Source organism: Nannocystis pusilla (assembly GCF_026626665.1).
Lineage (GTDB): Bacteria > Myxococcota_A > Polyangia > Nannocystales > Nannocystaceae > Nannocystis > Nannocystis pusilla.
On the sequence record NZ_JAPNKE010000002.1, the window covers coordinates 4,143,957 to 4,161,145 of the forward strand.

Annotated in this window: 16 protein-coding genes and 2 pseudogenes; 12 read left to right on the plus strand and 6 right to left on the minus strand. The window is 73.3% G+C overall.

From position 1 onward, the window contains the following. The first annotated feature begins 18 nt into the window (after nt 1-18). The 6 genes from OV079_RS18205 (at nt 19) to OV079_RS18230 (ending at nt 6,156) form a co-directional block, all read left to right on the plus strand. A complete protein-coding gene (locus OV079_RS18205) occupies nt 19-1,080 on the plus strand; it encodes a DUF2167 domain-containing protein (RefSeq protein ID WP_267770070.1) in 1,062 nt (353 codons plus the stop codon). Nucleotides 1,081-1,123: 43 nt separating this feature from the next. Then, nucleotides 1,124-1,693 carry a HEAT repeat domain-containing protein gene (locus tag OV079_RS18210; RefSeq protein ID WP_267770071.1) on the plus strand — a complete coding sequence of 190 codons (570 nt, stop codon included), beginning with the start codon at nt 1,124-1,126 and terminating at the stop codon, nt 1,691-1,693. Nucleotides 1,694-2,381: 688 nt separating this feature from the next. After that, nucleotides 2,382-3,443 carry a diacylglycerol/lipid kinase family protein gene (locus OV079_RS18215; protein ID WP_267770073.1) on the plus strand — a complete coding sequence of 354 codons (1,062 nt, stop codon included), beginning with the start codon at nt 2,382-2,384 and terminating at the stop codon, nt 3,441-3,443. Between the two features lie 117 nt (nt 3,444-3,560). Continuing rightward, nucleotides 3,561-4,256, plus strand: a complete 696-nt coding sequence (locus tag OV079_RS18220; protein ID WP_267770074.1) for a response regulator transcription factor — start codon at nt 3,561-3,563, stop codon at nt 4,254-4,256. Next, on the plus strand, nt 4,253-5,503 hold the full coding sequence (locus OV079_RS18225; RefSeq protein WP_267770075.1) for a hypothetical protein: 1,251 nt from the start codon (nt 4,253-4,255) through the stop codon (nt 5,501-5,503). The genes OV079_RS18220 and OV079_RS18225 overlap by 4 nt, the downstream gene beginning before the upstream one ends. After that, nucleotides 5,467-6,156 (plus strand): sensor histidine kinase, encoded by a 690-nt coding sequence (locus OV079_RS18230; RefSeq protein WP_267770077.1) that lies wholly within the window; start codon nt 5,467-5,469, stop codon nt 6,154-6,156. The genes OV079_RS18225 and OV079_RS18230 overlap by 37 nt, the downstream gene beginning before the upstream one ends. Nucleotides 6,157-6,635: 479 nt before the next feature. Here OV079_RS18230 and OV079_RS18235 read toward each other — a convergent pair whose 3' ends face one another. Then, entirely contained in the window at nt 6,636-6,830 is a 195-nt protein-coding gene (locus OV079_RS18235) for a hypothetical protein (RefSeq protein WP_267770079.1), read from the minus strand. 332 nt (nt 6,831-7,162) lie between these two features. On the opposite strand from OV079_RS18235, the gene OV079_RS18240 reads away from it, so the two are divergent. Next, nucleotides 7,163-7,912, plus strand: coding sequence for a hypothetical protein (locus tag OV079_RS18240; protein WP_267770080.1), 750 nt, complete (start codon nt 7,163-7,165; stop codon nt 7,910-7,912). A 62-nt stretch (nt 7,913-7,974) separates the two neighbouring features. On the opposite strand, the gene OV079_RS18245 is transcribed toward OV079_RS18240, so the two are convergent. The 5 genes and pseudogenes from OV079_RS18245 to OV079_RS18265 all read right to left on the minus strand — a co-directional run bounded on the left by OV079_RS18245 (nt 7,975) and on the right by OV079_RS18265 (nt 11,392). Next, a complete protein-coding gene (locus tag OV079_RS18245; protein WP_267770081.1) occupies nt 7,975-8,877 on the minus strand; it encodes an STAS domain-containing protein in 903 nt (300 codons plus the stop codon). Between the two features lie 82 nt (nt 8,878-8,959). After that, a pseudogene (locus OV079_RS58125) lies at nt 8,960-9,199 on the minus strand (hypothetical protein); the annotation flags it as partial. A 59-nt stretch (nt 9,200-9,258) separates the two neighbouring features. Further along, complete coding sequence (locus OV079_RS18255) at nt 9,259-9,840, minus strand: BamA/TamA family outer membrane protein (RefSeq protein ID WP_267778586.1); 582 nt, start codon at nt 9,838-9,840, stop codon at nt 9,259-9,261. Next, entirely contained in the window at nt 9,822-10,577 is a 756-nt protein-coding gene (locus OV079_RS18260; protein WP_267778883.1) for a hypothetical protein, read from the minus strand. The genes OV079_RS18255 and OV079_RS18260 overlap by 19 nt, the downstream gene beginning before the upstream one ends. Nucleotides 10,578-10,831: 254 nt before the next feature. Then, nucleotides 10,832-11,392, minus strand: a complete 561-nt coding sequence (locus OV079_RS18265) for a hypothetical protein (RefSeq protein WP_267770082.1) — start codon at nt 11,390-11,392, stop codon at nt 10,832-10,834. Between OV079_RS18265 and OV079_RS18270 the strand changes: the two genes are divergently transcribed. The 5 genes and pseudogenes from OV079_RS18270 (at nt 11,391) to recD2 (ending at nt 16,891) form a co-directional block, all read left to right on the plus strand. Continuing rightward, entirely contained in the window at nt 11,391-11,633 is a 243-nt protein-coding gene (locus OV079_RS18270; protein WP_267770084.1) for a hypothetical protein, read from the plus strand. The genes OV079_RS18265 and OV079_RS18270 overlap by 2 nt on opposite strands. A gap of 24 nt (nt 11,634-11,657) precedes the next feature. Beyond that, nucleotides 11,658-12,677 (plus strand): LLM class flavin-dependent oxidoreductase, encoded by a 1,020-nt coding sequence (locus OV079_RS18275; RefSeq protein ID WP_267770085.1) that lies wholly within the window; start codon nt 11,658-11,660, stop codon nt 12,675-12,677. Between the two features lie 264 nt (nt 12,678-12,941). Next, nucleotides 12,942-14,597, plus strand: coding sequence for a hypothetical protein (locus tag OV079_RS18280; protein ID WP_267770086.1), 1,656 nt, complete (start codon nt 12,942-12,944; stop codon nt 14,595-14,597). Nucleotides 14,598-14,639: 42 nt separating this feature from the next. Further along, a pseudogene (locus OV079_RS58130) lies at nt 14,640-15,074 on the plus strand (YrrC family ATP-dependent DNA helicase); the annotation flags it as partial. Nucleotides 15,075-15,160: 86 nt separating this feature from the next. Then, nucleotides 15,161-16,891 (plus strand): SF1B family DNA helicase RecD2, encoded by a 1,731-nt coding sequence (gene recD2 / locus OV079_RS18290; protein WP_476703789.1) that lies wholly within the window; start codon nt 15,161-15,163, stop codon nt 16,889-16,891. The last annotated feature ends 298 nt before the right edge of the window (nt 16,892-17,189 follow it).

A 17,189-nucleotide genomic window follows, 5' to 3' on the forward strand; every position in this document is an offset into this window, starting at 1 on the left:
CGGTGCTAGCCTGGCGCGATGAAGCACGTCGCCCTCGTCCTCGGAGCGCTCCTCGCCGGCGCCCCGCTCACCGCTCGCGCCACCGTGTTCGAGGACGGCAACAGCGCCGCGGCCCCGCAGCCCGGCGCCGCGCAGGACGAGGCCCCGCCGCCCGGGTGGGACGCGCTCAGCCCCGCCCAGCAGGAGAAGCTGGCCGCGATCGACGAGGCCGGCATTCAGGCGCTCGCCGGCAAGCTCGACCGCGGCGAGGCCCTCACCGCCGACGAGACGCTGATCGCCGAGGGCCTGGCGATCCTCATGGGCGCCGAGTTCGACAGCAAGCTGACCTATCAGACAGGTGACATCAAGGTCGGCGACGGCCTCGCCACCTTGCACCTCGGCGAGGACTACCGCTTCCTCGGCCCCGCCGACGCCCGCCGCGTCATCGAGGAGGCCTGGCACAACCCGCCCGGCGATCAGCCGCTCGGCATGATCGTCCCGGCCAAGCTGAGCCCCGCCGACCCGCGCGGCTGGGGCGTCGTCGTCTCCTACGTCGAGGAGGGCCACGTCGACGACGCCGACGCCGCCAGCATCGACTACGACGAGCTGCTGACGCAGATGAAGGAGGCGACCGAGAAGGAGAACGAGTCGCGCAAGGCCATGGGCTTCCCGGCCATGCACCTGGTCGGCTGGGCCGAGCCCCCGCACTACGACCAGTCGCGCCACAGCCTCTACTGGGCCAAGGAGCTCGGCGGCGACGACGGCGGCGAGAACTCGCTCAACTACGCCGTGCGCGTGCTCGGCCGCAAGGGCGTGCTCGAGCTCAACGCGGTGTCCGGCATGACGCAGCTCCCGCAGATCCGCCCCGAGATGGAGACGATCTACGGCCGCGTCGAGTTCGACGACGGCAACCGCTACGGCGACTTCAACCCCGACATCGACACCGTCGCGGCCTACGGCATCGGCGGCCTCATCGCCGGCAAGCTGGCGATGAAGGCCGGCCTGTTCGCCCTCCTCGCCAAGGGCGGCAAGTTCATCGTCCTCGCCATCGTCGGCCTGTTCGCCGGCATCCGCGCCTGGTTCACCCGCAAGAAGGAATAGCCCCTTCGGACAGGTCTCTCGGAGCAGGTCCCTCGAGACAGCCATGCAACGCATCGTCATCGAGGATCGCGTCACCTCGTGGAAGGTCTCCTGCTTCGCCGCGGACCGCGGCCTCGTCTTCTACGACAAGGTCCCCGAGAGCGACGCCAACCCCGAGGAGGTCATCTGGATCAGCCGCGACGGCGCGACGCGGCTGCACCGGCTCGACGATCGCTTCGCCGGCGTCGCCTACCTCGTCGTCGACGGCGCGGACGAGGCGAGCCTGGCCGCGGACGCGATCGACGAGCTCGACGGCCTCTCGCTGGCGACGCTGCTCGCCGCGCTGGCCGTCGATGCCGACGCCGCGCGGTCGTTCCCGGTGATCGCCTCGCTCGGCGTGCTCGCGCCGCCCTCGTTCGACCCGCGCGTGTTCGACCACTTCTCCCGCCTGCTCGCCGACGAGGACCCGGCGCTGCGGAGCAAGGCGCTCACGGCCGCCGCGTACCCGACCTGGCCGGAGTTCCTGCCCCTGCTCGAAGCGATGGCGAGCGAAGACCCGGACCCCGAGGTGCGCGAGCGGTCCGCGGTCGCCCTGGCCGCGTTCCGCCGCCACCTCGCCGCTGCCGCGACCTGACGGCCGCTCTCCGCGAGGGGCTCGTTGCCCCGCGTCGATCGGCTCCTCGGGACATGTCCTCACATGAGGTGCCGGGGTCCCCGTCGCCCTGGCTGCGTTTCCCCGCCTCACCGGTGCGGCGACCCGACGCTCGACTCGATCGGTCCCTCGGGACCTCCTTACATGAGGTGCCGGGGTCCCCGTCGCCCTGGCTGCGTCCCCCGCCTCGCCGGAGCGGCGACCCGACCATCGACTCGATCGGTCTCTCGGGACATGTTTTTTAGAGCATGCCCTCGGGGGCAGGCGCACGTCGGCCGGGCGCCGGGCGCCGCCCCCGCCGTTCGCTGCGCCTGACTTTCGGGACACCTGCCGCCCCCGCCCTCGCTGCGCGCGTCACTGCGCACCACGCCGCTGGGCCCGGGGATCGGCCCGGGCCCGCGGGCCCGCGGGCGCAGCGGCGGCGGACCTTCACTCACGAGCGCCGCGATCGCCGTGCGCACCGGCCTGCGCAGCCGACCGCGTCGCCCGAGGAGCGCGGCGAGGGATCGATGTTCCGCCGCCGCTGCGCCGCGCTGCCCGAGTGACACACTGCGCATTCGATTGCACACCGCCCGCGTCGCGGCGCACGGCGTGCTCAGCGGGCCCTCGTCAGAATTTGTCGCTCCCGATCGGGGCGCGTAATGTCTTCCCTCGGCACTTCGGGGTCGCAATGGACGTCGGCATCATCACCAACCCCAACTCGAAGAAGAACTACCGCCGGCCGCAGCGTCGGCGCGCCCTCGAGCAGGCCGTCGGACGTTACGGCGCGGTCGTCGAGACCCGGCGCCTCGACGAGCTGCCGAAGGCGATTCGTAACCTGCGTGAGGCCGGCTGCCGCTACTTCGTGTGCGACGGCGGCGACGGCACCCTCCACTGGGTCCTCAACACCCTCCACGCCGACGCCCGGCAGACCGGCGCCGCCCGCCTCCCGATCGTCGTCCCCACCAACGGCGGCACCGTCGACTTCGTCGCCCGCAAGGCCGGCCTCAAGGGCGACGCCGACTCGATCGTCCGCCGCCTCGTCGGCCGGCTCGAGCGCGGCGAGCCGATCCCCACCGTCACGATCGACACCTGCAAGATCGTCGGCGCGCCGATCGGACAGGAACTTTCGGACAGCCCGCAGGCGCCCGCGTTCGAGCGCGTCGGCCTGGCCGCCGCGCTCGGCGGCGTCGCCCAGGCGTTCTTCGACCGCTTCTACGCCCTGCCCAAGGAGCGCGGCGCGCTCGCCATCGCCGGGGTCATCGGCGCCGCCGCCGGCGGCGCGCTGGTCAGCACCCTCGCCAGCAACCTCGCTCCGCCGCTGCAGCGCTTCATCCCCGACGAGATGCGCAGCTACGCCACCGACTTCTTCCGGCCCACGCGCGCCCGCGTCGAGGTCGACGGCCGCGAGCTCCCGTTCGCCAGCTTCGCCTCGATGCAGGTCGGCGCGATCGACATCAACCTCGCCGGCGTCGTCCGCTGCTTCCGCCACGCGCGCGAGGGCGGCGTCCTCCACTTCCAGGCGCTCGACACCACCCCGATCGGCGTCGTCGCCAACGTCCCCAACATCGTCCTCGGCACCCCGATCCTCGGCCGCAAGGTCTACGACGACAAGGCCCGCCGCGTGCGGATCACCGCCGTGGACGGCGAGGCCCTGAACCCCGTCATCGACGGCGAGCAGTTCCACGGCCTCGGCCACGTCGAGCTCACCCTCGGCCCCCGCGTCGAGCTGCCCACCTTCGCCTCCAACTGAGACCCCGGAACGCGCCGCGAGCCCGGCCGCACCTCGTGTCGCCGGGGCTCTTTCGCGTCCGCGAGGTTTTACCGACCTCTTACCGACGCCGCCGCGATCTGTGCCACGATCGTCGGCGTGACCGAGCCTGCCCCGCGGATCTTGATCGTCGAGGACGAGCCGGCGATCCGTCACGGCCTCGTCGAGCTGTTCCGCTCGCAGGGCTACACCCTCGAGGTCGCCGAGGACGGCCACGCCGCGCTCGCGCGCCTCGCCTGCGCCCAGTTCGACCTGGTCCTCCTCGACATCATGCTGCCCGGCGTCGACGGCCTCGGCGTCCTGCGGCAGACCCGGGCCCGCGGCGACCTCGTCCCGGTGCTCGTCCTGACCGCGCGCGGGGCCGAGGCCGACATCGTCGCCGGCCTCGACGCCGGCGCCGACGACTACGTCACCAAGCCGTTCGGCATCCGCGAGCTCCTCGCGCGCGCCCGCGGCCTGCTCCGCCGCAACCGCCCCGCCCCGGCCAGCCAGTCGTTCCGCGTCGGCGACGCCCTCGTCGACCTCGCCCGCCTCAGCGTCACCTGGCCCGGAGGACAGCTCGATCTCACCGCCCGCGAGGGCCTGATCCTCGACTTCCTGCGCGCCCGGCCCGGCGTCGGCGTCACCCGCGAGGAGCTCCTCACCCAGGTCTGGGGCTACCACGACGGCACCGTCCGCACCCGCACCGTCGACGTCCACATCCTGCAGCTGCGCGGCAAGCTGCGCCAGCTGCCCGGCGGCGACGACTGGATCGGCACCGTCCGCGGCCGCGGCTACCGCTGGGACGCGCGATGACCCCCGCCCGCCGTCGCACCCTCGCCCTCGGCCTCGGCGTCGCCGCGCCGACCCTCGTCCTCGCCCTCGGCTGGCTGCTCGCCGACCTGCGCGAGCGCAACATGCTCGCCGAGCAGCGCGAGGGCGAGCTGGTCCAGGCGGCCGAGCTGCTGCGGGCCGCCGCGCGCGAGAGCCTCGAGGAGCTGCGCCGCCGCGAGGACGCGCGCCCGTTCGAGCACTACGGCCGGTTCTACCGCCCGCCCGAGGTGCTCGCGCTCGGCGAGGCCGTGGCCCTCTCCCCGCTGGCCGGCGCGCCCGACGACCCGCGGATCTCCGCCTACTTCCAGATCGATCCCGACGGCCGCGTGCGCACCCCTTACGCGCTCGAGCCCGGCGGCTCGCCGCGCGCCGTCGCCGTCGAGGCCACCGTCGCCGGCCCCGAGTTCGCCCCGCTGCGCGCCCTCAGCTTCGGCAGCGGCGCCGCCGGCCGCGACCAGTCGCTCACCTACGCCCTCAACGACATGGGCAACGCCGCCTACCGCGACCTCGCCGACGCCCGCCGCGGCGACGCCCTCGCCGCCGAGCGGACCCAGAAGGTCCGCCTGCCGCAGACCAGCCGCAACCTCGTCACCTGGGACACGATCCAGAGCCAGCAGGCCCAGAGCGCCTCTCCCCCGCAGCAGGCCAGCGCCGAGCCGGTGTTCGAGGCGATCCAGCAGCAGCGCGCCGCCGACGCCGACGGGAATGCTCTATCGGACATGTCGCAACGGCCATTGCCGAAAGAACATGCCCTCGAGGACATTCCCCAAGAGGCAGGCCCGAGCCTCGACTACTCGCCGATGGCCTACCTGCGGCTCGGCGACGTCGTCGTCCTGCAGCGCGTCGTCAGCCACGCCGGCGCCGGCTCGGTGCAGGGCGCGGTGCTCGACCGCGGCCGCCTCGCCGGCGAGTGGCTCGGCGCCCTGGTCGCCCGCCACGCCCTCCCGGAGGCCACCCCGACGATCGCCGCGACCTCCGCCACCGGCGCCTGCGCGCTCGCGCGGCCGGTCCACGACGAGGTCCTGCCCGACCTCTCGTTCTGCTTCCCCGCCCCTCCGCTCCCCCCGGCGGCTCGCTCGTCCTGCAGCTCGGCGTCCTGCTCGGCCTCGGCGGCGTGGTCGCGGCGGCGATCGTCGCCATCGCCCGGGCCGCGCGGCGGTCGGACGAGCTGTCGGCGCAGAAGACCGCCTTCGTGTCGGCCGTCTCGCACGAGCTGCGGACCCCGCTGACCACCCTTCGCATGCACGCCGAGATGCTGCAGGAGGGCCTCGTCGCGCCCGAGCGCCTGCCCGTCTTCTACGACGACCTCGCCCACGAGAGCGTGCGACTGAGCCGCCTGGTCGAGAACGTCCTCGCGGTCGCCCAGCTCGAGGAGGGCCGGCGCGTCCTGCAGCTGCGGCCGGGCGATCTCGCCGCGCAGATCCGCGACATCGTCGACGACCAGGCGCGTCACGTCGAGCGGCGCGGCTTCCCGCCGGTCGAGCTCGCTCTCCCCGACGAGCCGGTGACCGTCCGCAGCGACCCGCAGGCGGTCGAGCAGATCCTCGTCAACCTCCTCGACAACGCCCTCAAGTACGCCGCCGACGCGCGCGCGGCCGGCCTGCGCGTGGAGCTCGCCGCCCTAGCCGACCAGGCCATCCTGCGCGTCCAGGACCGCGGCCCCGGCATCCCCGAGGCCGACCGCGACCGCGTGTTCGACCGCTTCTACCGGGTCGCGCGTGAGCGCGACGCCCACACCCCGGGCACCGGCCTCGGCCTCGCCCTCGTGCGCGAGCTGGCCCGTGGGCACGGCGGCGACGCCGTGGCGGCCGCGCGCCCGGGCGGCGGCGCCGAGCTCCAGGTCCGCTTCCCGCTCGCATCCGCCGCGGTCCGGCCGACGTGATCGACGCGTCGTGGCCTGCAGCGGCGGCGCGGCATCTCGCTACACCACCGCCGCCCGTCGTTCCCGCGCAGCCGGCCGGCCTCGAACGATCTCGCAGACTTGCGGCCGGCCCCCGGGCGTCGGGCGGAAGTACGCGTCTTGCTGAGGCCAGGACCCGGGGGCAAACAATGCACGCTCGCCCCCATTGAGGAGCCCAGCATGATCCGCCGCGCCGCCCCGCTCGCCGCCGCCCTCGCCGTCACGCTCGCCTGCCCCGAGGTCTTCGCCAGTCCTTGGGGACATGTCCCTGCGAACCTGTCCCTTCGTTCCAACGCCCAGCAGCCCGCGACGGAGACCACCGTCGTCGTCGAGTCCGGCCCCGCCGCTCCGGCGCCCGTCGCTGCGCCTGCGCCCCAGCCCTACGCCGACCCCGCCGCGCCCGCCCCGGTCGTCGAGGGTCCGCAGCCGTACGCCGACCCCGGCAGCACGCCCACCGTCGGCTATGCCCCGCCGCCGCCGATGCCCCGCAAGCGCCGCAAGGGCCTGATGATCGGCGGCTGGGTCATGTTCGGCTCGTCGTACCTGGCGACCGCCTTCGTCGCCGCCATCGTCCACGACACCTGCAACCTGACCCGCAACCCGAACTGCAAGAACGCCGCCGCCTTCAGCCTGATCCCCGCGATCGGCCCGTTCATGGCCATCCCCTACATCGAGACCGACGCGATCACGCCCAAGGTCCTGATGGCCTTCCCGGCGCTGGTCCAGATCGCCGGCCTGACGATGGGCATCATCGGCACCGTGCAGTTCGTCCGCGACGGCCGCGAGCCGCGCTACGTCGGCGTCGACGGCCTCAAGCTCGGCAACAAGCTGCGCCTCGGCGTCGCCCCCACCCGCTTCCTCGACGGCGGCACCCTCACCCTGGGCGCCCGCTTCGACCTCTTTCACGCTCCGCGCCACCTCGCGTCTTCACCACGCCCCGCGGCACTTCCCCTCGCCCCCGGTCACCTGAACTCAAGGACCTGTCCTCATGTTCACGTCACGCATCGCCGCCCTCACCGCCGCCGTCAGCCTCGTCGGCCTCCCGCTGGTCCCGAACACCGCCGCCGCCAGCCCCTACCTCGTCCAGCTGCACGCCGACGGCGACGTCCCCGCGGGTTACGCCCCGGCCGGCACGCACGAGGTGATCGTCGAGGCCGTGCCGGTGCCCGAGGCGCCGCCGGCCCCGCCCGAGCCGGTGGTGGCCGAGGCCGTGGTCGTCACCACGCCGACGGTCCAGCCCTACAGCGACCCCTCGCTGCGCGGCCCGACCACGACCACCGTGATCGTCGCCCCGCCGCCGGCCCCGCCCGCGGCCCCGCGCCGCCCGGTCCCGCCGCCCAAGCGCGGCCTCGGCCTGATGATCGCCGGCTTCTCGATGTTCGGCACCACCTACCTGCTCACCGCCTGGGCCGGCGCCATGAGCCACGACGGCCACGGCGGCTGCAACCGCGGCAAGCACGACTGCCGCGAGATGGGCAAGGCGCTGATGGTCCCGTTCGTCGGCCCGATGCTGGCCGCGCAGGGCTCCGACAGCGCGCGCGAGACCTTCGGCCTGTTCCTCGTCTCCGGCATCCAGATCGCCACCTTCCTCATGGGTGTCGTCGGCGCCGTCCGCTACTCGCGCTACAAGAACTGGGAGCGCAACTTCGCCGGCATCCCGGTCGGCAAGACCGGCCTCGCGGTCGCGCCGATGCCCCGCTTCGACGGCGGCGGCCTCGGCCTCAACTACCGCTTCTGAGCGCGGCCCACCGCCTCACGACTCGGCCCGCGGCGCCTCGCACCGCGGGCCGACGCGCGTCGTCAGGTCGTCGCGGCCTTCGCTTCTTTCGCCCCGATGCAGTACTTGAGCGCCTGACGCAGCGTGGCGAACACCTGGATCCCGCGCAGGTCGACGCCGAGGGTGACGATCGTCTGGGCGATGCCCGGGTTGATGCCCGTGATGACTCCTTCCGCGCCGAGCAGGCGGATCGCGCGGATCATCGAGATCAAGTGATTCGCCGTCGACGTGTCGACCACCTCGATCCCGGTCATGTCGAGGATCGCATGCCGCGCGCGCATGCGGCCGACGTGCTGCAGCAGGCTGTCCATGATCTCGGCCGTGCGCACGCTGTCGACCAGGCCGATGATCGGCAGCGCCAGGATCCCCTCCCACACCTCGATGATCGGCGTCGACAGCTCGCGGATCACCCGCTGCTGGCGCTCGATGAGCTCGATCTTCTCGAGCAGCTCCCGCTCGCGCACGCGGGTCGCCGTGGCGTCGATCGTGATCGTCACCAGACCGGCGTCGCTGCCCTCGGGGACCGGGATGTGCCAGTTCTCCCAAGTCCCGTACTCCTCGAGCACGGTCATCGGCATCACGTCGCCGGCCAGGCCCCGGCGGATGAACTCCGCCGACTCGCTCTTCCCGTACAGGTCGAACGCGTTTTGCCCGACGAACTGATTGGGGGCGATGCCGATCGCCTCGAGGCCCTTGCCCTCGAGCAGCATGTACGTGCCCTCGCGATCGAACACGCTGACCACCGTCGGCAAGTGGCTGAGGAACGCCCGCAGCGCCGCGTGCTCGATCTGCGCCTGCTTCTCGGCCGCCACCTCCGCCGTCACCTCGCGCCCGTAGCAGACCACCCCGACCCGCGCCCCCGCCTCGTCCGCCTCGGCCGCGGGCGTCCACTCGATCGTCCGCCCGTCGACCAGAGTCAGGCGCACCGTCAGGCTGTCCTCGAGGACAGATCGCCACTCCCCCGCGCAGCGGCACCAACTCCGCGATCGAGCGACCCACCGCTTCCTCGCGCGTCACGCCCAGCAGCTGCTCGGCGCTCTCGTTCCACTCCGTGACTCGCAATTCCAGGTCGAGCCCGACCACCGCGAAGGGGACGCGGTGGCCCCCCGCTACGTCGTTCCATCCCCGGATTTCAGCACAACCACCGCCGGCGCCGCAGCCGCTCCGCCGCCTCGCACCGGACCTGCACTCACGCGCGCCGCACCGTCCGTGCTGCTGCGGAGCAGCCCGCCGCACGTCGTCCGACACGCGGCGCTGGAACGCGCTCTAGAACAGGTTTCGCCTGACATGTCCTTACGGACATGTCCTCAAAACGCGTGCTCGCTCTGCAGGTACAGCGCCCCGCCCTCCTTGCCGAAACCGCCCTCGACGCGGAACACCACGAAGCGGTCCCAGATCAGGAGCAGGCCTGGCCCGCCGGACACGTACCAGTGCTTGAGGAGGTCGGTCATCGTCTGCGACACCAGGCCGGCCTCGACGAACAGCTCGAGACCGACCCCGAGCGTGTGGCGGCGGATCTTGAACTCGACCGGCGCGAACCGCAGCTCGAACGAGGCCGTCGCCTTGTGCTTGCCGATGAAGCGACGGCGGCCGAAGCCGCGGCCGACGAACGCGCCGCCGTAGGCGTCCATCGGGAACAGCCCGCCGAACTCGCCGAGCGTCATCAGCGGTGGTTCGCCCCACAGCGAGTCGAACGTGAAGCGGTGGGCCAGCACCACCTTCGACTGGCCGAGCGACCAGTAGTGGCGCACCGTCGTGTGGAAGCGGCCCCAGTTCGACGTCGAGCCGGTCCACTTGCCGGCCGCGTCGAACGTCACGTCGATGAGGCTGCCCTCGGTCGGGCTCCAGTCGTTGTCGCGGCTGTCCCACGTCAGGCCCAGGCGGACGATGCCGCGCCGCGTCGTCCCTCCGCGCTCGGGTACTGCTCCACCAGCCGGCTGTTCGCGTAGCCGCGGACGATGTCGACGTAATAGAAGATCCCCGAGTAGTGGCGCAGCGTCCCGGGCGAGCGGCCCGGGCGCTCCACGGTGTACAGCGGGTGTTCGAAGGTGAACCACCCGCCCCAGTTGTCCATGCGGATCAGGTTGTAGGGCGACTGCAGCTCCGCCGGCGTGATCGTGCCGTGGTTGTTGACCCCGTAGAACGGATAGACGGGGTCGAGCGAGGCCCAGAAGCCGAAGTTGAAGATCTCGCGGCGGCCCAGCATGTCGCGCATGCGGGCGCTGAGGATGTGGTCCTGCACCAGCTTGGTCGACACGCGCGACCACGCCAGGCCGTACACGCGGTTGAAGTTGTCGTTGGGCAGGCGGTAGGCGTAGTTGAGCGAGCCGCCGAGCGTCAGGCCGGTGGCGGGCTGCGAGCTCAGGTGCGGCAGCGGCAGCAAGCGGTGACGGTTGTCGCGCTGCCGACGTTGGCGTTTGCGGAAGCGGCGGCCGGCCGGCGGCGTGACCGGCACCGTCGCCTCCGGCAGCTCTGGCTTCGGCGGACCGTTGTCGACGCTGACGGCCAGCGGCTGGGCGGGCGGCAGCTTCGGCCCCTCCGGCGGCACGCCCGGCGGCGTCGCCGGCGTCGCGCCGGGGACGGGCGACGGCGCGAGCGCGAGGGCGATGGCGCAGGCGGCGAACAAGGATTCGGAGTCCGCGGCAGTGTTGACCGCGCGCGCAGCCGATGCAAGCGCTCGCTTGCCTGCTCAGCGCGGCGCGCGCTACCGTGCCCCTACTACGAAGATGCCTGCCCCGATCGCCATCTTCTACGAACACCCCGATTGGTTCCGTCCTCTGTTCGCCGAGCTCGAGCGGCGCCACCTCCCGGTGGTCCGACTCGCCGCCGATCAGAGCCGCTTCGACCCTGCCGAGCGCGAGCCGCCCTACGGCCTCGTGTTCAACCGCGCAAGTCCCTCCGCCTACCTGCGCGGGCGAGGCCAGACCACGCATTACACCCTCGCAATTGCGGCACTGGGAGCGGCGCAAGATCCCCGTCGTCAACGGCAGCGCCGTCTACCGCTACGAGGTCTCCAAGGCCGACCAGCTCGGCCTCCTCGACGACCTCGGCCTCGGTTATCCGCGCGCCCGCGTCATCAACCACGCCAGCCAGGCGCTGCTCGCCGCCGAGGGCCTGCGCTGGCCGATCCTCGTCAAGGCCAACGTCGGCGGCAGCGGGGCCGGGATCCGTCGCTTCGACGGTCCGGCCGAGCTCGCCGAGGCCGCCGATCGGGGCGAGCTCGATCTCGGCGTCGACCAGACCGCGCTGGTGCAGGAGCTGTGCCCTCTGCGCGGCGGGCGGATCGTGCGCGTCGAGGTCGTCGGCCGCAAGTTCCTCTACGCGATCGAGGTCTTCCCCGCCCTCCTCCTTCAACCTGTGCCCGGCCGACGCTTGCCAGACCGCCGACGGCCGCGACCTCGTGCGCTCGGCCTGCGCCCTCGATGCCCCGAAGACGGGCATGCGCGTCCAGGGCTACACGCCCCCGCCCGAGGTCATCCGCGCCGTCGAGGCGATCGCCGAGGCGGCCGCGCTCGACGTCGGCGGCGTCGAGTACCTCGTCGACGACCGCGACGGCGAGATCGACTACTACGACATCAACGCCCTCTCGAACTTCGTCGCCGACGCGCCGAACGTCGTCGGCCTCGACGCCTTCGCCCGCTGCGTCGACTACCTGCAGGCCCGCTGGGAAGCCGGCGCCTGACCCTTCGACCCTGTAGGAACGGACATGCGCTTCGGTTACTGGCTCCCCGTGTTCGGCGGCTGGCTGCGCAACGTGCCCGACGAGGGCATGGCGGCCACCTGGGACTACGCGCGCCGGCTCGCCGTGCGCAGCGAGGAGCTCGGCTACGACCTCACCCTCGTCGCCGAGCTGTTCCTCAACGACATCAAGGGCCCGGCCGCCCCCGCGCTCGACGCCTGGACCACCGCCGCCGCGCTGGCGGCCGTCACCTCGCGCCTCGAGCTCATGGTCGCGGTGCGCCCCACCTTCCACAGCCCGGCGATCTTCGCCAAGCAGGCCGCCAACCTCGACCGGATCAGCGGCGGCCGGCTCGCGCTCAACGTCGTCTCCTCGTGGTGGTCCGACGAGGCCCGCCGCTACGGCGTCCGCTTCGAGCGCCACGACGACCGCTACGCCCGCACCGACGAGTGGCTGCAGGTCGTCACCGGCGCCTGGCGCGAGCCCGAGTTCTCGTTCCGCGGCCAGCACTACGAGGTCGACGCCTGCGTGCTCGAGCCCAAGCCGGCGCGACGGCCCGTCATCTACGCCGGCGGCGAGTCCGAGGCCGCGAAGTCGCTGATCGCCCGCGCCTGCGACGCCTACGTCATGCACGGTGACCCGCCCGAGCGCGTCGCCCCCAAGATCGCCGACATGCGCCGCCGCCGGGACGCCCTGGGCCTGCCGCCGATGCAGCACGGCATGGCCGCCTACGTCATCGTGCGCGCCAGCGAGGCCGAGGCCGAGCGCGAGCGGGCGCGGATCACCGACGTCTCCGAGGGCTCGCCCGGCTACGCCAACTACCGCGACTTTTTACAGAACACCCAGCTCGAGCAGCAGGTCAGCCGCGAGGACTACTCGGTCTCGAACCGGGGCCTGCGCGCCGGCCTCGTCGGCACGCCCGAGCAGGTCGCCGACCAGATCCGCCGCTTCGAAGCCGCCGGCGTCGACCTCCTGCTCCTGCAGTGCAGCCCGCAGCTCGAGGAGATGGAGCGCTTCGCCGCCGAGGTGATGCCGCTGCTGCGCTGAAAGTCCTTCAGGACATGTCCATGAGGGCATGTCGTCGAGGACATATCTCAAGCGACATGTTCAAATCGACATGTCGTCATGCGCCCGCCGGCTCGCCGCCTGGGAACGGGTGAGCAGCGCACCCCGTCCGCGCCGCGAGCAATTTCTGCCCACTCTGCCGTCAGCCTCGTCTGCCCCGTCGAGCCCCGCCACCCAACCGGCCTTGGCGCGCGCCCTCACACCGACGTCCTGCAAAACAACCCCATCTTCGCGCGACCTCTCGGTGTGAGACTCCGGCTCCTCCTCGCCCTCGCCATCGTCCCCTCCTGCATCGACTTCGTCCTCGACGCCGACCTCGACGGCCCGCGCATCGTCGCCAGCGACTTCCCCGGCCCGCGCGCCGTCGAGGTCCCGGTCGCCGGCCCGTGGCGGCTCGAGTTCAGCGAGCCGCTCGATCCTCGGCGCCTGCGCGTCGCCCTGCTCGCCTGGGAGACCGTCGGCGCCTGCGAGCTCACCCCCGAGTGCGACGAGGGCAGCTGCGAGCGCGGGCGCTGCCAGGTCGACCCGATCGCCGACGCCGACCTGCGCGCCCTGGAGCGCGGCGACCCGCTCGACGGCGCCATCCCGCTCGCCCTCGCCCTCGAAGACCTGCCCGAAAGGCCAGGCACGAGCCTCCACATCACCCCGGAGCGCCCGCTCGCGGCCCACGCTCGCCACAGCCTCCTCGTGTTCGCCCGCGACCGCCGCGGCGCGCCGCTGGTCGACGACGACGGCGAGGCGGTCGTGTGGCGGCGCGACCTCGTCACGGCCGGCCCCGCCAGCTCGGGCCCGGCGCCGCGGCTCGTCTCGCCGCCGCCGGGGGCCGACCTCGTGCCCACCGATCTCGCCCGCGTCGACACCGCCTTCGACCGCCCCGTCGCCGCCGCCCCGGGCGACACCTTGCAGCTGCGCGCCGCCGATCATCCGCGCGAGCTCGTCGATCCCGTCGCCTGTCCCGGCTGGGTGCCCGGCCTCTGCCTGTCCTGGAGGACAGCCGAGCCGCTCGCCCCCGGCGTGGTCTACGAGCTCGCCGGCGGCAGCCTGCGCGACCGCGCCGGCCGTCCCCTGGTGGCCTCGCGCGAGTTCGCCGCCTTCCGCACCGGCCCCGGCCCCGACCTCAGCCCGCCCGAGCTCGCCGACCTGGTGTTCGCCCAGCTCGGCCGCTGCCTGCACGCCCGCCTGCACGCCCGCGAGCCGCTGCGCCTGCGCCTCACCGCCGGCCCGGCCGCGCGCGAGCTGGTGACTCCGCCCGGCCCCGTCGACCTCGCAGTCCGCCTCGACGCCCCCGCCGGCGCCCGCGTCACCGCCACCCTCCAGGCCTGGGACCTCGCCGGCCGCGCCGCCGAGCGCAGCACCGAGCATGTCCTCGGGGACAGCTTCGATCGCGGCGCTCCGCCGCTCGCGCTCGCCGAGGTGCTCGCCAACCCGCGCGGTCGCGAGCCCACGCAGGAGTTCGTCGAGCTGGCCGACCTCCGCGCCGCCGGCGACCCGCTCCTCGTCGGCGGCCTGCGCCTCGTCGACGGCCCCGCGGGCGCCCTCGACCTCGCGGGCGGCGATCCGCTGCCGCCGTTCACCTCCGCGCCCGGCCAGCGCCACGTGGTCGTCCCCGCCGCCTACGACCCGGCCCAGGGCGACGATCCGGGCCCGCCGCCGGGCACCTCGCTGATCCGCGTCGACGCCTCGCTGGCGGCCGGCGGCCTCAAGAACAGCCCCGGCGAGGCGCTCCTCCTGGTCTTCGAGGCAGGTGCGAAAGGACCTGTCGTATTGGACAGTTACGGCGGCTGGCACGACCCGGGCGATCTCCCGGGGCGCTCGCTCGCCCGCGACCCGGGCGGATGCGACACCCCCGCCGCCTGGGCTCCGCACCCGAGCGGCCGCGCGAACCCGGGCACAGGCCCATGAACGTTGCCGATCGGCGCGCGATGGGCGATGCTCCGCCGCCGCATGGCGACCCCCGAGACCCCCGAGAACGAAGCCGCCGGCGAGCGGATCGAGGGGGCCGTGCTGCGCGTCGTCCACCACAACCCGCAGACCCGCTACACGGTGCTGCGGGTCGTGCGGCCCGGCGAGGTCGCGCCGCAGACGTGGGTCGGCCGCTCGACCGGCATCGAGGAGGGCATGCAGGTCACGGCCGCGGGCGAGTGGACGCACCACCCGAACTACGGCAAGCAGTTCAACTTCGCCAGGATCGCCGCCAAGGCCCCGACCACCCTGCCCGGCATCCAGCGCCGGCTCGAGCGCTACCCCGGCCTCGGCGCCGAGAAGGCCGAGCGGATCGTCCAGCGCTTCGGCCTCGACACCCTGGGGATCCTCGACAAGTCGCCGCGCCGCCTGCTCGAGGTCGAGGGCATCGGCCCCAAGACGCTCGAGCGGATCCTGGCCCACCACACGCGCGCGGCGGCCCGACCGCGGAGATCGAGAATCAGCTGCTCGAGCTCGATCTGCCGACCCACTTCGCCGACGCGATCAGCCAGCGCTTCGGCGAGACCGCGCTCACCGTCCTGCGCCAGCACCCCTACCGCCTGGCCCGCGAGGTCCGCGGGATCGGCTTCATCACCGCCGACAAGATCGCCCGCGCCCTCGGCGTCGACCTCGAGAGCGACGAGCGCATCGAGGCCGGCCTGTTCCACACCCTCGAGCAGTCGGAGCAGAACGGCCACTGCGCCCTGCCGCTGCCGATCCTCGTGCAGAACGCCGAGCGCCTGCTCGAGCTGCCGCCGGCCCGCATCGAGGCCGAGGCGATGAAGCTCGTCCACTCCGGCGCGCTCGTGCTCGACCGGCGCGAGGGCGACGAGGGCGAGCCGCTGCCGCCGCTGTGCTACCCGCCGCGCTTCTACGACGCCGAGCGCAACGTCGCCGAGATCCTCACCGACATCGCTCTGGGCGCCGGCAAGGGCCGCGGCCGCTGGACCGAGGTCGCCCCGCCGCCGGGCCTGTCGGCCGGCCAGCTCGCCGCGATCGCGGCCATCCGCGACGCCGGCCTCGTCATCCTGACCGGAGGGCCAGGTACGGGCAAGAGCACCGTCACCCGCGCCATCATCGACACCGCGCTCGCCAACGAGTCGCCGGTGCTGTTGGCCGCGCCGACCGGCCGGGCCGCCAAGCGCCTCGCCGAGGCCACCGGCCAGCGCGCCACCACCATCCACCGCCTGCTCGAGATCGAGGGCGGCACCGGCGAGTTCTTCCACAACGCTCAAAACCCGCTGCCCGAGGGCCTGGTCGTGATCGACGAGGCCTCGATGCTCGACCTCCCGCTGGCCGAGGCGCTGCTCCTGGCGCTCACGCCCCAGCACCGCCTCCTCCTGGTCGGCGACGCCGATCAGCTGCCCTCGGTCGGCCCCGGCAACGTCCTGCGCGACGTCCTCGCCGCGGCCGACCGCCCCGACTCGCCGATCCCGGTGGTGCGCCTGACCCAGATCTTCCGCCAGGCCGAGGGCTCGTCGATCGTCACCTCGGCGCACGCGATCTTGCGCGGCAAGGTCCCCGACTCCGACCGCAGCGAGGGCGGCCAGTTCTACGTCGTCCAGGCCCGCGACAGCGAGCGCGCCCACGAGCTCGTGCTCAAGGCCATCACCGAGCGGATCCCCAGGGCCTACGGCCTCGACCCGCGCACCGAGGTCCAGGTGCTGTGCCCGATGCACAAGGGCAAGGCCGGCACCGAGGCCCTCAACGCCGCGCTCCAGGCCCACCACACCGCCGGCGCGCCCGAGCTGGTGCTGCCCGGCCGCCAGCCGCGGATCTTCCGCGTCGGCGACCGCGTGATGCAGACCAAGAACGACCACGAGCGCGGCGTCTTCAACGGCGACATCGGCCTCGTCACCGCGGTCGACCCCGAGCGCCAGATCCTCACCGTCGAGATCGACGGCGACCCGGTCTCCTACGACAGCAAGCAGCTCAACGCGCTGCAGCTCGCCTACGCCGTCTCGATCCACAAGAGCCAGGGCAGCGAGTTCCCCGCCGTGGTCGTGCCGCTGCTCGGCGAGCACCACGTCATGCTGCGCCGCAACCTCCTCTACACCGCCGTCACCCGCGCTCGCCGCCTGTGCGTCCTCGTCGCCGACCCGCGCGCCCTGACCCAGGCCGTCCACCGCAGCGACGCCGCCCGCCGCTTCACCGGCCTGCGCGAGCGCCTGCTCGCCGCCCTGCGCGAGCGCCTCGGCGAGCGCCGGACCGTGCGCCACATCGACACGGCATGAGTGCTCGGGGCTGGTCCATGGGACATGTCCTCCTCACCATGCTCGAGGACATATCCCCTCGAACATGTCCTCGAGGACATGCCACGACGACCCTCGCCGCCAGTCCGACCCCGGCGTTCGGCGCGTGGACAGGGCCGCGCGGGATCGGCGCCGGGCCCTGCGGCGCACCGGGGGTGACCTGGCGGCTCGATCTCCGGCGCTTCCGCTGCCTCCCCGCGGACGGCGACGTCTCGGGGCGGAACTCACCGCGGTCGACGGAGCCGCCCGGGACAGCCGCCGGCCGCGATCACCGCCGGCC